Genomic DNA, 13560 nt, shown 5'->3' with positions numbered 1-13560 from the left:
CCGCCGGGGAATTTCCACGATAGTTTAAAGCGCTATTGGCTGTGACCTAAAGCCCCCTAGACTCAAGTAAAATCCCCTCTGTTCTATTAGCCCCTCCCTTAGCATCTTCCACAACAGGGAAGCCCCCATATTGGCCATTGCTGAATTAATAAACAAATCCTGTTTCCCCAATGCATCTGCAAGTGAACAACTTGGGGTTTGTTCGTCCTCTAAACCATTGTTTTGAATATTTTTATATTCTTCAATAAGTGAGGGAAGCGTGTCTACAGTTTCGAATGTATTAGACTGCGGCTGCTTGACCGCTCCTATTGTAGATAATACCATCTGCCCCGAATCTTTACTGTTTCCCAAATCGAGCAAATAAATTGGAGAATCCCGATGCCTCGCTTTTGCAACTGCTAAATGGAGTATTTCCTCAATTTCGATCCTAGCCGCAACCGTATCAACACAGGAAATAGTTACGTTAGCCAATCTAGGTTCTTTACCGTCCTTGGCAAAGCGAATAGGAACGGCTTTCCAGTTTGTTCCAAAAAAGCGGTTAAGGCGGTTAATCAGTGCCACACCTTTATTCAAGCCCACCTCATTTTCGGTAAACAGTTGCCTTGCAAGGTTGGCGCGCTTAACTGCGTCGTGGTCATAAACGGTAACATTTAGCCCTGCATGACCAAGCGCATTCAGCGCCTGGTTAATGCGGGCAAGAGCGGTAAGCATTTGACTGCCCGTTCCCCCTGCACCGATCAGATTTACCGATATGGGATTGGTCGGGTTTAATAGATAAGGGTAAACGATATGTACTCGTTTTTTATCGCTAATCATCATAATATATCTTTAAGTTTCCTGCCTGTTTTTTTCAAAATGCTTTTGGGAAAGGATTTCCCCTTTTCGGTCTGCTTTTTCCATAACTGGACAATATTCCCTTTTACAGGTGAAACCCCGTCCAAAAGGTGACTGAAAGCCGAACCAAAGTAAAACCGTTCCCATTCTGTTATAAATTTTTCGAGGCTGCATCCATCGGGAAAATCAACATCTACGTTTCCCATGCAGATGCGCCCATCGGAATAAGTGTTAAAGAACGGCGCAAAATGTAGTGGCGTGGATAGATTGGGTCTATCTCCATTGCCCAATGCCCATAGCCAAACCTGTGATTTTGTAGCACGCCAAAGCAAAGGTGGCAGGTAAGCTTCCCCGTTATCAATCCCGAGTTCCTTTTTAAAAAGCAGATGCTGTTTTCTTTCGCCAGTGAACCATACTGCACAGCAATCGCCACTGCTATTATAATGAAGTACATTTTCGGGGATAAGCCCCTCTGGTTTTAGAAAGAAAGAACTTTTCTCAATGGTATATTTCAGCCCTCTGGCAAGGTGTTCACTTTCTTTTACCGAAAGGGGGTGGGCATTAATTGGTCTGCCTTGACTATTTATATCATAGCTTTCCACATAATGGCTACTTTCAGCCTCGGAGCTATAAAACAATAAAGCTTTATAGGGCTGATAAATTTTATCCAGTAATGGTGTGATGTTTTTCATGTTCAAAACTGTTTAGGTTATCCGATATTTCGTGCAGGAGATCAAAGAACTCCTTTTCAAAGGATAGGTCATGGTTTACAGTTCCCTGCGGGGAATCAAAAAACTGAATGCTCAAAGGTTCATCTATCCCGCCAATTTCATTTAGTTCGGCATTCACCGATTCCATCAGCTGATCGTAAAGGCAATCAAAACTGCTCCAAAAAAAAGATATATACTGGTCAGCTGAAATAATGCTCTCCCCCTCGATTTCCATCGAAAACGAATCATGGTATATACTGTCCATAATAGAGCGGTCGGGATGATTTTGCCTCAATGTGCATATCCTTTCAGCAATATTTTTAAGTGCTGTTTCAGTTTCGTTTAGGGGTTGGTATGTGGTATATCTTTTCGTTAAGGCATTAAGGTTTTGGGGGCCATTGATCTTTGAAAAAAGCTTCTCACTTGCATTTTTCATGTAGGCTACTTCTTCCAAAAACTGCTCCTGCTCTATCTCAGTTTCAAAACATTCCGGTTCAATACTCCATTCTTCTACCATTGTGTAGACATAATTAAGGTAACTGCTGTCCTCAGTGTGATAGGAAACCCCTGCAATTTGAAAAAGATAGGCACATACGGAAAGTAAAAGTTCTGCGGTTTCCTTTCGGGCTTTGTCCTGTAAGAGCCTGTGCAGTGGTTCAACTGGCAGATAGAACAGGGTCATTCCTGTATCATACCTTTTTAGTGTAGCCAAACTTGCCGTCCTGCCCTCCCACGACATGAGATTAAGGGTAAGCTCACCATCTATTGCCCCAATCTTCTGCTTTAATTCGTTAAATACCGAAGCAACATTTTTGGGATATATGAGGCCATCCGGCCTTTCAAAGGAAATTCCGTAGAGGCTGCACAGGTTTTCTGCCGAGGCAAAAAACTCTTTTTCTACCATCTTCCTGTTAAGCAGTTCGTCGGGCATCCCCATAACCATAGGAGGAAAAGCATAATTCAGAAAACCATTTCCACAAGGTTGAGTGGTGCAGGCTTCCGGCGGGTATTTCTGACGGCCGCAAGGTCGGGAATTTCGTCTAGGCTCTGCACCAACCTTGCGAGCTGTTGGTGCAGATAGTACTCCTTGGAGTAAGGTTTGGTTTTGATACATTTTATCCTCCTTTTCATTATCTATCCTTTTGTTCCCAATGTGGTAATAAACCTGTATTCGATTTCATCGCCCGTAATTTCCGGCCCCTCGATCTTTGCGGTAGTTAAGATCGGGTAATTGCCCGAATAAAAATCCATGACCTGTTCGGGGCTGAAATTGCTGGACGGATCTGATAAACGGAGGTCGTTTTCCCGCTCTTGGAGGATAAACACCCTTGGTAATATTGCTGATGTTAACATAAATTTATCTTTAGGTTTTACAATAAGGAAAGCTGTTTGCTTTTCCATTCCAGTTCCTTGCGGATTTTCTCTATCTCTGTCTTTTTCTCGGGATACACTTCCACTACAGGAAGCAGGGCGAGTGCTTCGGAATATTTACAGGCCGCATTGAGTTTGTTGATCTCAGAGAGGATATCCTCAAACTTTGGCCTTTCGTTCTTTGGTTCTTCAACGTTTACACCCCCATCTCCTTTTTCTGTCTCCTTTGCTGAACTCTTACTTTCTACTTTAGGTTTGACTGTAATTTTTGCCTTTACATCGGCAAGCCCCTTGTTGTAGGCTAATATATTGGCAAAAAGGCTGTTGATTTCTTCTACTGGCTGAATGAGTGCATCAAAAATACCCTCGTCCAATTCCTGTGGAGTTCCTCTATAAACCATAGGGGGTAATGGAAATTTGCTGTCCTTGGTTTCCTTATCTTTCAATACCACTGAAACCACCATCTGATTTTCTGCACTGAATGTTATATTGAATATCCATGCCCCTGTACCGTTTAAGCGTTGAATAGCCTGAAAAAAATTAGTCCTCATGGTTTTTCCTCCTTTATTGTTTTAAGTCCGATACTATTGTTTCTATAAATAATCGTGTAACCATTGCCCGTAATTACATCTTTAACGATGTTTTCTGCATGGCGCAAGCGGACGGCATCCCCTGCGGAAACTCCTTTATCAGACAGCTTTGTAAAAAAGTGCAAGGTCTGCGCAACTGCGATAAGCGCCTTAAATTCTGTTTTTTGTGTTAACCTGCTCATGGTCTTAAGTTTTTTGGGAGCGGTTGCCCGCTCCCAATGGTTTAATTTAATTGAAAAGCTACATTACCGTTTTTCCCAAGGTCTAGGCACAAATCAAATGCTGACTGTCCTCTCTGCTTGGCTGTTCCCTCGATAATGGATTTGAATTTGGCCTCGTTGTCCTTAAAGTTTCTAGCATTCTGATAGTAGCCTGTTACGGCATTGTATGCACCGAAAAGTGTTCCCTGTGCGGTATCGATCAGCTGTGAGGGTGCGCTCAAGGCATAGCTGTAAACCTCATCTACAATATTTTTATAGGCACTGGAAGCCTCATCGATCAGACCTTTTTGCAGTTTATCCAATACCTCCTTATTTGGTGCCATAGCGGTTTGGATCAGTTTTTTAAGGTCGGCATCGGTAATACGCACTTTAGCCCAATGGTTAAAGATGGATTCCATTTCGTCTCCTATCCTGCCCGAAATGCCCATTAAGGTATGTGCCTGTCTAAGGCGGTCATTTGCCCCCGAAGAATGACGGATGCGGATTGCATTACTGGAATTTTTCAAAGCGGCATTTAAGGTGTTGTTACACACGATTCGCACAGGTGTGAATGCGGCAGTGATACTACCGAAACCATCATGCGAAGTGGTCAAAAAGAGATACTGCTCTATTAAGTCATCCTTTCCAACCTTGATGTAAGATGGTAATTTGGCAGTGATAAAAATGCGTTCCCCTTTACCCAAAGCCCCTGCGGTTTCGTAGAGGATGCCCTCTCCCCCTCCAACTATGCTATCAAAAAATTCGAATGCTTCTATATTTTGTACCACTTTATAATCTTTACCGACTACACCTAGAACGTCCTCTGTATCTGTGCGAACTGTAGAGTAAAAATTGGGTACATGGATATCGGGAGTAAAACCGCTGAACATTTCGTCTGCATCCGGGTCTTTGAAGATGGCCAGATTATGGGAATCCACAGTAAATAATGGTCGTTTTTCGACACTGTAATCCAACCCCGCAAATTTCAGTGCCTCTGCCGAAGTGGGATAGGATTCCACAATTTTACCCAATCCGTGCCATGCTTTTTCCTTTACTGAAAAAAAACTGTGTTTACCTGTATTGCTGTTATAATTTAAGTTATGTGCCATGACTAATATCTGTTTAAAATGGTTCAAGAAATGAAAAAAGTTAAAATGGCAGGTCACCGTCAATGCCATCGAATTTATCTATCGGGTTGATCTGTGCCACTTCCTTATTTCCCGCATTCAAAGCGGTTGTCTTAGCACTGCCATTATCTAAGCTCCCTGTATTCCCACCCAATAATTTAACCTCCGAGGTATGAAAGGTTAGAGATGCTTTGGCCTCTCCGCTTCCACTGATGTAAGGATTTACGCCCACTCGGCCATAAAGCTGAACCCATCCTCCCTTTTTTAGGTATTCTGCAATACCTGTGTTGAGCCAATATGAACACTCAAAAAAAGTGGTTAACTTTTTGGTTTCGCCCCCACTGCGGTAAGTGTCATTAATTGCAATTGAAAAGTTCACCACTTTTCTGTTTCCGTTTACGGTCTTAACCGCCGCATCTGCTGTCAATCTTCCTGTGATTTCCATGTTCTAAAATTTTAAGTTTACATTGTCTTATTTCGTTCCTTTTCCCAAAAAATCTTTTCAAAAGAAAAAACGGAAAAAAAGAAAGTATAGAATTACGGGTAAGTGGAGGGAACGGAGCGCTATAAGTCCCTTTAGGGTGGAGAGGCGAAGCCGAAACATTATGCGCGCGCAGAGAAAGGAACGACCGAGATTCACGTCCTTTTTATCCGTTTCGATTGAAAAGTATCTCCAGCCATTTTTATCTACTATCGGTATCTGTTTCGCAATATTGGAATATGTTGTTTTTTTTCGCCCCATTTCAAATAACCTCATCCAGCTTACCATTATCTTTCCTGACAATCGAATGAACAGTGAAACTTTTGCTTGTTTCCGGCTACTCTCCTGTTACGTTGGTCACTACCTTATTTCATCCAAGTACGCATCTAATAAATGCAGAACAATCAAAATCTTGCATCCAAAAAGACATTATTGTGAACAGGGCCTCGACATCAAGTTTTTATCATCCAGGACACCCCTACTAACGAGTCAGTTAAATAGCGGTATCCCAAACGAAAACTAAATCCAGAATAAGACAGGGGGTATAATGCGTTCAAGCCAGCGAAATCACGAGATCCGCAGCCTTTTTATGTGCTTTGATTGAAGATTAATATCTTTATATTAGTCCAATTTAAATAAAGGCGAGTATCAAGCATTGAAAATTCAGGTAACTTAGAAAATGGAAAAACCAGACACCCTAAAAGAGCTTATTAAATCCATCGAACTGAACAATTATGGTATCGTATGGTCGCTGATGCAGCGGCGTAAAAACCATCATTTTTTCTCCAGCAAAGTCAAAAAAGCAAAAAATGCTTACTTCGAGTTTACACCAAATTCAGCAAAATGGAGCGATCTTTATTCGGTAACGCCTTTTATAGATAGGGACGGTTTTAAATTTGAAGAGATAGTTATTGACCTCGATTTACGAGGCACTATCAATGAGCATAATAATGCAGGCAGGACATTTTTTTCAGAGCCCATGGAGTTACCCTTGACAATAAGAGCCTATTTCCAGCAAGGCATTGGTGTTCATTGCGAAAACATTAGTTTTCTAAATGCTGAACAAAAAGCACTGCTGGAATTTCATAAGAAATACGAAGATGAACTCAGACGATTAGGAGTTAAGACCATATTTGAAACTGAATATTTCGGACAGGAAGCATTTGCTTTCTTTACCCGTATTTGGAAGAATGTGGACAATGATAACACAACAATGGTAAACGATACGAGCTTGGACTACTTCCACGAGCTCGGGGAATCTCATCGAAATATAATGTATAGTGTTTCCTGTGCGAATATGTGGGGAAGATATACATCTCATTTTACCGATGATTTTTATAGAATGGATGGAAGCAACGTTTACCCACATAATCCTAGTTTTTATGATACACGCCATATATTCTATTTAGAGGCAGCTATTGAAGAGATCTATACGTTTTATGAGAGAATTGCATATATCCTGTATCTCTTCTTGATGCCAACCTGCTTTGAAGCAAAAGCGCTATCTTACAATAAGCTCTTCGAAAGGCAAACTGTAAAGGAATTAAAATTAAAGTTCCCTGAAATCACTAAAAATGAGCATTTCAAATGGTTTTTAAATAGATTAAAGAAAGAGCATAAAGATTTATCTGGATATCGACATCCATTAATTCATTATAAAACAGCAAATACGTTTATAAAAGGTTCTTATAGCGCATCAAGAACTCGGCATTGGCTAGATAATGCTACGGATGAGATACAATTAACTTTACTACACAAACAGATGGATGACATATTGAAGTTCGTAAACAGAGAACTTCTTTTCTGTAATACTGCGTTTGAACAAGTTGTTCTATTATGTGAAAGTATTGAAGTAGGCGGCAGCGATCTCGGCCTCCAAGAATCTTCCTGAGAAATCCTTTTCTCCTTATTTTTTTCAAACAAACAATTTCAATGACTAATTCGAAGTTGGCAAATAAATTCCTCAGGATCGACGTTTACGCAACCATTCTTAACAAGAAAATCCCGCATTTGCAGATTCCCTAACCATATCATTATTTGGCTGGGACTTTAATTTCATTCTTGATATTGACTACAGTTGTATCTTTTCGTTGATTACGCTTTTCGAGAGTTTTCTGTACCTCATCAAGGTGCTTAATTATGACTGGTCCTTGAATGGAAACAACGTTATTCTCAGGTTTGTAAAGAACCATCGCAATGGAAAAAAGAGCAATTAAACTACCTGTTAAAATATTTGCATATTTGAATGATACATAAGCGTGAAGTAAGTTAGTTGCCTTTATATTATTATTATGAATATTGCGAACCCTACCAGTCAAGAGATCTCTAATTTCTTCATCAACGAATGCTCTTACGTCATCATCTTTGAAATCGAGAACATTTGATGCGCTTGGACGAACGTATTTAAAATTGTTTATCCGATAATTCTTTAAGGCATTATGTATACTCAAAACATAAAGTAATGAAGCCAGTACAGAAAAAATAATCAAAATAATTTTGAAGCTGATCTGAAAACCACTGACCTTATCCATAATGATTGGAATAAATAAAGTCAATAAGGCGAAGATTACCCCAACTTGGGCGATGAATTGGGAACCTTTAGTATCTATAGATTCCAAGCGTTTTTGTTCCTCTTCCTCTAAGCGGTTTAGAAAGTCCCTATGCTCTTTTAGCTTCTCTATATTGTCACTTTTTTTCTGGTAACTTTGGGCAGCTAAATCCGGCCCCACCTGAGGGTGAGTGTAACCAAGCCCAAGGGATTGAAAAAATTCTTTAATCTTAGCCATTTTAAACATTTGTTAGTTCACTTATTATTGCCTCGCTAATAAGAAGTCCTGTCTCCTTTTCAATCCAAACCCATTGCCCGTTCGGATTTATTTCCAAAAATGTATATGAGCCATCTGGTGAAAGGATTATATCGATCGCACCAAATAAAAGCCCAAGCTTTTTCACCAAACATATACATTTCGATGCTATATTTTCGGGCAGTTCGAACATTGAAAAACTTAAGGGTTTCCGCCTCCAGTCTACTTTCGTTTCTTCCTGGTTTTGAGAGTCAACGCTAGCAGCAAACACTCTATCTCCAACCACAGTAACCCTGATCTCCAATAACTTTTCAATTTCCCTTTGAAAAATACATGGCGTTAAATCAAATTGATCAATTCTATCAATATGTTCCTTTTCCACTCGGCTAGTGTAGATAAACATGGGCTCTCCCTCGCCATCACTTCTCGTTACGGAGATAGGCTTTACAATGATGTTTGCGAATTCATTGTAAAAGGAAACTACCTCTGCCTTATCAGTTGTGACCAAGGTTTCAGGTATAGAGAAACCTAATTGCCTTGCAATTTTGAGTTGAAGAAGTTTATTTTCAGCGCGATAAACTTGCCAGGGGTCACTTAACCATTTTGCTTCTGTTACAGAGAAAAGGTTCTTCAAAAAACTATCGAACTCAGATTTTAGAAATGAAAGCTTGCTAGCCTCTGCGACATTTAAAGCTGGCAGGCTTGTTCTGCGAAACCAGACTGAAGAAAAACTACTTATTCCTTTGACTGAAAATTGAAATTGAAGGTTAGCTTTGACACTTATCATTGAAGACATAATATCTTCACAATTGAGTCTATAGTAAGCTATGCCCCGTTGATTAAATTTATTAATTAGAAAATCAGCAGTATAATCTTGCTTGTGCGTAACAACAAGTATCATTAGAAATCCTTGTCAGGGGTCTCCTGAATAACTCTTGTATTTGTATTGGTTGCCATTAACATTTGCAACTGATAACGATCCCTATCACTCTGCACTCCCTCGCCACCTGTAAGTGTTATTATTTCGGTTCCCAACATAGCTTGGAAGTTGTTAGCGTCTGAATCCGACGATTCGCTTAAAACTTTAGTTCCCGTTTCAGTCCCCATTTCCAAGACATCAATTGCAGGATTTCCAGTTTGAATATCGACATTTAAGTTAAGTTCAGGATCATAGGCGATTTTTGAAAAATCGAAATCGGTTAGTGTAGCCGATTCCTTAAACTGAAGGATAAAAGGTTTCATATAGCGTTAAAATAATTGATATCAAATATAAGAAACTTTCTTTCATTAATCATTTCCTTTAAGAGCTCGTTTATATTTCTGAACCAAGGCAATAACTTGGTCTATTTTCTTTGTCTTCCGATTTGCAGTAAGCGTTTCTTCCTCAATAAATTCCAGTCGATATCGGAGTGCTTTAACCTTTGGAAATTCTTCGACATTCTCGTCGATAAACACCTCAACAGCATGCTTGACCGCCAGACCGTTTTCAATCGATTGTTTTGCAATATTAGATAATGCACGTAGAACTTCATTTTCAAGCCCATTCATTATAGGGTCGTTGAATGGTGGACTTTGTGACATATTTAACAATTTGATAAGGTTTGGCAGGGCCTCTAGCGAGCTAACTTTGCTAAAATTAGCATAACGCACATCGTATTGTTTTTTACTATCTAAGCATTCCCAAAGCAGCTTTAACCCAGTGGGATGGTTTTCCTCAATAAGTAAATTGATTAATCGTTGCCGTTGATATTCTACAATCGATTTATCTTCAATTAATTCTAGACAACGAGTTTGCACATAATCAGGAAATTGTTCGAACTTCGAGAGAATTTTAAGGGAGGAAATAGCCAATTCTAAAGAATTAGTTTGTGTTGCAAATTTCTTTATTCCCTCAAAATCCTTAGTATTCTTAATCCATAGATGTAGCAACTCATCTTGTTGCGAGTGTTCAGGTTGATTTAGCAAAGATTCTAAAACTGGAGCATAGCAGTTTTGAAGTTTATTGCGAAGCGCATAGGCCGCATTATTTAACCAGACCGGGTAGCTCAGATTTTCACTAATGTTTTTACATATTTGTTCATTCATTTTATCGGGTTCAACAAAACTTTGAATTTTTTCCAGTTGTGACGGGGTTTCAAGTCGATTATTAGCTAGCATCGGGAGACTAGCAGTTAAGCTAAGTAATCTATCTTCGTCTTTCTCCAAAATCCGCTTCTGCGTTAAGGACCAAAATAATTCGTAATCGGTCGGAAATTGCTTCATTGCCGAGCGAATATAAGATAAGCCTTGAGCTGAGAATGATTTACCCGAAATATCCGGCATAGAATTAAGCCGCGTCATTTGAAAACGAATAAGATTTTTTTCACCTGAAATCCATTGGAGCACAGATTCCAAATCAATGTCTGATTTAAGTTGCCTGGAAATATGGTAAAGTAACTGATAAGAAATTGGATTAATCGTCGCCTCAGGGTTTTTAAAAGACAAGCTCGAAAGTTCATTTATCTGTGTAGAGCTAAGTGAACCTCCCCCAATATCCTGAAATATTAACTTTACCTCTTCTATAATTGCATCTTGTTTGCTTAGCAAATCAAGTGAGACTAATTTTTCCTTTTCACGTATTAGCGACCAATCGATCTCATCTGGCCGTTCAGAATAAAAATCATGTTTTGCAGAACAACTGGATTCGAAGGCCGGTAGGTAATCTGGAAATTTTGTTCTCAAATTATAAAGTAATTGATGGAACATTCGGCCACGATCTATACTAATTTCTTCTTGAATGACAGCTTGAGCTATATCCTCAACGCTCTCCAAAGTCAAAAGAGGAGTACTTACTTGTGCTAAATCATACTCATCCAAATCATGCTTAATCCAAATTTCCATCAAAGCAGGCCCTACAGTTTTGGTTTCAAAAAAAGTCTGAGCACAATCTTCCAGAAAATCTGTATGATAACCTGAATGAAGTCCTAAATATAATTTGATGACGTTCGACACAAATCCTGGATAAGTCGTAATCATTTGGCGAAAGACCCCTAATATTTTAATGAAGGCATCACGATGATAATAACATAGTCTGCTTAGCAGTTGACCTTCATTTACCAAAAATCCTTCGATTAGTTTTTCCATCCCCTCCACGGAATCAATACTCGTAATTGCCGAGAAGAGTCCTACTTCTTCATCTGCTAAATTAGTATCGTCCCTATGCCTATCAGCGACATTATTAGCAAGCAATTCAATTCCTTCTAAAAGATAGGGTATCTGCTCACCTGCCTTTCGCATCTCTTTGATCATCTCGTAAATCATTGCCCTGTGATAAGCATTATTATTGTTTTGGTATTTATCAATTACCATTGCATATATGCCATCGTCAAGCAGCTTCTTTTGAACAAAGAGATTAATTATTGCTAAACGATCGTTTGGCTCCAACCGCTGGTCACCAAGCAATCGCGAAAGATAAAATTTGATCTCATCACTTTCCTTTGAAAAGTCATGAAGTGCAACATAATAAAGGACATAAACATGGTTCATTATCCCTATCCTAGTTGTCTTCTCACTTCGAAAGGCATTTATCATTAACTCAAGTGAGATTTTATTACTCGCAAATTGTCCTAGCTCGTTTGAGGTAAAACGGTTGGACATCATATACAAATCTTGCTCTAGATAGCTATCATAAATTTTCTGATAAACCTCAACACACATGTCAATTGAAAGTCTTGAGGCTTCAAATTTAAGTAAGTTCACAGGATCAATACTACTAGACCAAGCTATCAGTTGCTGTGCTAAGTCTTCACCTGCAATATTAAATAGGTATGAAACAGTATTAAACCAGACTGGACTAATTCCTTTCCCATCCAATCTATCTTCTTCGATAACTTCAATAATATCTTCAACATTTAGGTTGGATAGGAATTTTGCACTTAAATATTCTTGAAAGTTCTTATGGATAAAACTCCATGAATCTGAGTTTTCATCGCGAATAAGAATACTTTGGTGACTTAGCAATGAAAGATCAAAGCCAAATGCAGAAAGGTCTTTCGTCTGGGCATAAGATGCACCAATTTCCGTAAGACTAAAAGCTATTGCCTGTAAGAAGTGATCTGTTTCACTTCCTGTCGTCACGGCGTTTGATTCGAGCGCCTGTTGGTTTAAAAAAGATCTTGCAATACTCAAATTTCCGTGTTCTTGGTAATAATTAGTCAACTGGAAAAGCGAATAGGGCCGAGATATTAAATCATAAAAATGTTGGGCATTTACCTGAATATAGAAATCTTGTTGACTAATATTTAGCACCTTCAGAATGTTATCGATATCCTCTGCTTGAAAATTAGGTACCTCTAGCACCATAAAGCCAGGTAAGGTAGAAACCTCTGGGTTAAAAACATCCAAATTGTATCTATTTGTTCTGCATCCTACAACAAACTTTGCAAGGGGGAACCGCTTACATGAATTCATGATAACAGAAACTATCCCATCCCAGTTTTCTATGCTAACCTCGTCCAATCCATCCAGAAAAAATACTGATCGTTCTTGCCCGTACTCGTTTGTAAATGACGAAATCTCTTCAAGCAACTGCTCAGCATGAATACCACCAAGTTTTGCGAAATAAGGAACCAGATAAGGGTGATTATCTTCGATAAGTTTAGCAGCTTCAATTAATTCTCTACTTTTCCCGCTACCGGCCTCCCCAATTACGGCTATATGATTGAATGAATCAATCCCATCAATTAAACCTGTTACAGTTGACCTAGGAAGATAGGTGCTAACTTGATCTGCCTGAACCTCCTTTTTTAGCATCCTTGAAAAAAAAGGCCCAGTTGTCAAATATTCTGGAAATTTTAAGGGTTCAGGTCTCTTATCATTTTGAATGCTTTCTAGGCTAAGCAATAATTCCCCATGCTCATTTTTATCACAATCTATACTTGTTGCTTGAGGTGTTTGATAGCTCCTGCTGGGAGTGAGTTGCTTAATACGATTAATCATCTCATGAATAGAAATCGCCGGTTTGGTGTTCATTTCCAAAAAACTACAGAGTGTTTTACTAAAAGGGCTGTTATATCCCGGTGAGCCATCGCCCACTGGCTCAAGTCGACCTGCTGAAATCGCAATCCGAGAACTGGAATTATCTTTTTTCGATCTTCTCCCTCGTTCTATTGGGAATTCGTTATTGGTAATTGTTCCTGAAAAACAGCTGTCGGAAATCACAATTATATGTTGTGCCCAATTATTCATTTTTACATAGGCTAACACATCCTCATGTGAAATTGTATCCACAATTCCTCCGGTTCCGTCATATGGTACCCATCGCCCCTTTCCTTTTGGTATTTCGCAACCGTGTCCCGCAAAATAGATGATCAAAGTTGCATTTTCTTCAACTCTGGGCTCAGTACTTAAATCAAGAGCTTCATGTATATTTTTAAATGTCGCAGCCTCATCGTAGAGCGGTTCA

Annotated in this window: 13 protein-coding genes; 1 reads left to right on the top strand and 12 read right to left on the bottom strand. The window is 39.3% G+C overall.

The window, feature by feature from the left end:
• Window positions 1–24: 24 nt before the first annotated feature.
• The 8 genes from B2V92_RS12670 to B2V92_RS12635 form a co-directional block, all read right to left on the bottom strand.
• The gene (locus B2V92_RS12670; RefSeq protein ID WP_293308524.1) at window positions 25–819 is read right to left on the bottom strand and encodes a PRTRC system ThiF family protein; all 795 of its coding nucleotides are present in this window, start codon (window positions 817–819) and stop codon (window positions 25–27) included.
• Window positions 816–1526, bottom strand: coding sequence for a PRTRC system protein B (locus tag B2V92_RS12665; RefSeq protein WP_293308521.1), 711 nt, complete (start codon window positions 1524–1526; stop codon window positions 816–818). Before B2V92_RS12665 ends, B2V92_RS12670 begins: the two co-directional genes overlap by 4 nt.
• On the bottom strand, window positions 1498–2475 hold the full coding sequence (locus B2V92_RS12660; RefSeq protein WP_293308519.1) for a hypothetical protein: 978 nt from the start codon (window positions 2473–2475) through the stop codon (window positions 1498–1500). The genes B2V92_RS12665 and B2V92_RS12660 overlap by 29 nt, the downstream gene beginning before the upstream one ends.
• Window positions 2476–2678: 203 nt before the next feature.
• Window positions 2679–2945, bottom strand: coding sequence for a PRTRC system protein C (locus tag B2V92_RS12655; protein ID WP_293308517.1), 267 nt, complete (start codon window positions 2943–2945; stop codon window positions 2679–2681).
• Window positions 2915–3466 carry a PRTRC system protein E gene (locus B2V92_RS12650; RefSeq protein ID WP_293308515.1) on the bottom strand — a complete coding sequence of 184 codons (552 nt, stop codon included), beginning with the start codon at window positions 3464–3466 and terminating at the stop codon, window positions 2915–2917. The genes B2V92_RS12655 and B2V92_RS12650 overlap by 31 nt, the downstream gene beginning before the upstream one ends.
• Window positions 3463–3687: a hypothetical protein gene (locus B2V92_RS12645; RefSeq protein WP_293308512.1), complete on the bottom strand. Its 225-nt coding sequence runs from the start codon at window positions 3685–3687 to the stop codon at window positions 3463–3465. Before B2V92_RS12645 ends, B2V92_RS12650 begins: the two co-directional genes overlap by 4 nt.
• 41 nt (window positions 3688–3728) lie before the next feature.
• A complete protein-coding gene (locus B2V92_RS12640; RefSeq protein WP_293308510.1) occupies window positions 3729–4814 on the bottom strand; it encodes a DUF932 domain-containing protein in 1086 nt (361 codons plus the stop codon).
• A 40-nt stretch (window positions 4815–4854) separates the two neighbouring features.
• Window positions 4855–5277 carry a single-stranded DNA-binding protein gene (locus tag B2V92_RS12635; RefSeq protein ID WP_293308508.1) on the bottom strand — a complete coding sequence of 141 codons (423 nt, stop codon included), beginning with the start codon at window positions 5275–5277 and terminating at the stop codon, window positions 4855–4857.
• Between the two features lie 715 nt (window positions 5278–5992).
• On the opposite strand from B2V92_RS12635, the gene B2V92_RS12630 reads away from it, so the two are divergent.
• Complete coding sequence (locus B2V92_RS12630) at window positions 5993–7204, top strand: hypothetical protein (RefSeq protein ID WP_293308506.1); 1212 nt, start codon at window positions 5993–5995, stop codon at window positions 7202–7204.
• 142 nt (window positions 7205–7346) lie between these two features.
• Here B2V92_RS12630 and B2V92_RS12625 read toward each other — a convergent pair whose 3' ends face one another.
• The 4 genes from B2V92_RS12625 to B2V92_RS12610 all read right to left on the bottom strand — a co-directional run.
• Entirely contained in the window at window positions 7347–8099 is a 753-nt protein-coding gene (locus B2V92_RS12625) for a hypothetical protein (protein WP_293308504.1), read from the bottom strand.
• Window position 8100: 1 nt separating this feature from the next.
• Complete coding sequence (locus tag B2V92_RS12620) at window positions 8101–9018, bottom strand: hypothetical protein (protein ID WP_293308502.1); 918 nt, start codon at window positions 9016–9018, stop codon at window positions 8101–8103.
• Window positions 9018–9359, bottom strand: coding sequence for a hypothetical protein (locus B2V92_RS12615; protein WP_293308499.1), 342 nt, complete (start codon window positions 9357–9359; stop codon window positions 9018–9020). Before B2V92_RS12615 ends, B2V92_RS12620 begins: the two co-directional genes overlap by 1 nt.
• Before the next feature lie 45 nt (window positions 9360–9404).
• On the bottom strand, window positions 9405–13560 hold a 4156-nt coding region (locus B2V92_RS12610; protein ID WP_293308496.1), incomplete at its 5' end, for a caspase family protein.

Origin of the sequence: Pedobacter sp. UBA5917 (genome assembly GCF_002432345.1) — a bacterium.
In the GTDB taxonomy this organism is placed as follows: domain Bacteria; phylum Bacteroidota; class Bacteroidia; order Sphingobacteriales; family Sphingobacteriaceae; genus Pedobacter.
Note: the sequence above shows the minus strand (reverse complement) of the source record. Positions and strands in the feature narration are given on the sequence as shown.

What these genes read in the sequence shown, in the direction of transcription:
- B2V92_RS12670 (WP_293308524.1), bottom strand. Translation starts at nt 819, where the DNA reads ATGATGATTAGCGATAAAAAACGAGTACATATCGTTTACCCTTATCTA.
- B2V92_RS12665 (WP_293308521.1), bottom strand. Translation starts at nt 1,526, where the DNA reads ATGAAAAACATCACACCATTACTGGATAAAATTTATCAGCCCTATAAA.
- B2V92_RS12660 (WP_293308519.1), bottom strand. Translation starts at nt 2,475, where the DNA reads ATGCCCGACGAACTGCTTAACAGGAAGATGGTAGAAAAAGAGTTTTTT.
- B2V92_RS12655 (WP_293308517.1), bottom strand. Translation starts at nt 2,945, where the DNA reads ATGGAAAAGCAAACAGCTTTCCTTATTGTAAAACCTAAAGATAAATTT.
- B2V92_RS12650 (WP_293308515.1), bottom strand. Translation starts at nt 3,466, where the DNA reads ATGAGGACTAATTTTTTTCAGGCTATTCAACGCTTAAACGGTACAGGG.
- B2V92_RS12645 (WP_293308512.1), bottom strand. Translation starts at nt 3,687, where the DNA reads ATGAGCAGGTTAACACAAAAAACAGAATTTAAGGCGCTTATCGCAGTT.
- B2V92_RS12640 (WP_293308510.1), bottom strand. Translation starts at nt 4,814, where the DNA reads ATGGCACATAACTTAAATTATAACAGCAATACAGGTAAACACAGTTTT.
- B2V92_RS12635 (WP_293308508.1), bottom strand. Translation starts at nt 5,277, where the DNA reads ATGGAAATCACAGGAAGATTGACAGCAGATGCGGCGGTTAAGACCGTA.
- B2V92_RS12630 (WP_293308506.1), top strand. Translation starts at nt 5,993, where the DNA reads ATGGAAAAACCAGACACCCTAAAAGAGCTTATTAAATCCATCGAACTG.
- B2V92_RS12625 (WP_293308504.1), bottom strand. Translation starts at nt 8,099, where the DNA reads ATGGCTAAGATTAAAGAATTTTTTCAATCCCTTGGGCTTGGTTACACT.
- B2V92_RS12620 (WP_293308502.1), bottom strand. Translation starts at nt 9,018, where the DNA reads ATGATACTTGTTGTTACGCACAAGCAAGATTATACTGCTGATTTTCTA.
- B2V92_RS12615 (WP_293308499.1), bottom strand. Translation starts at nt 9,359, where the DNA reads ATGAAACCTTTTATCCTTCAGTTTAAGGAATCGGCTACACTAACCGAT.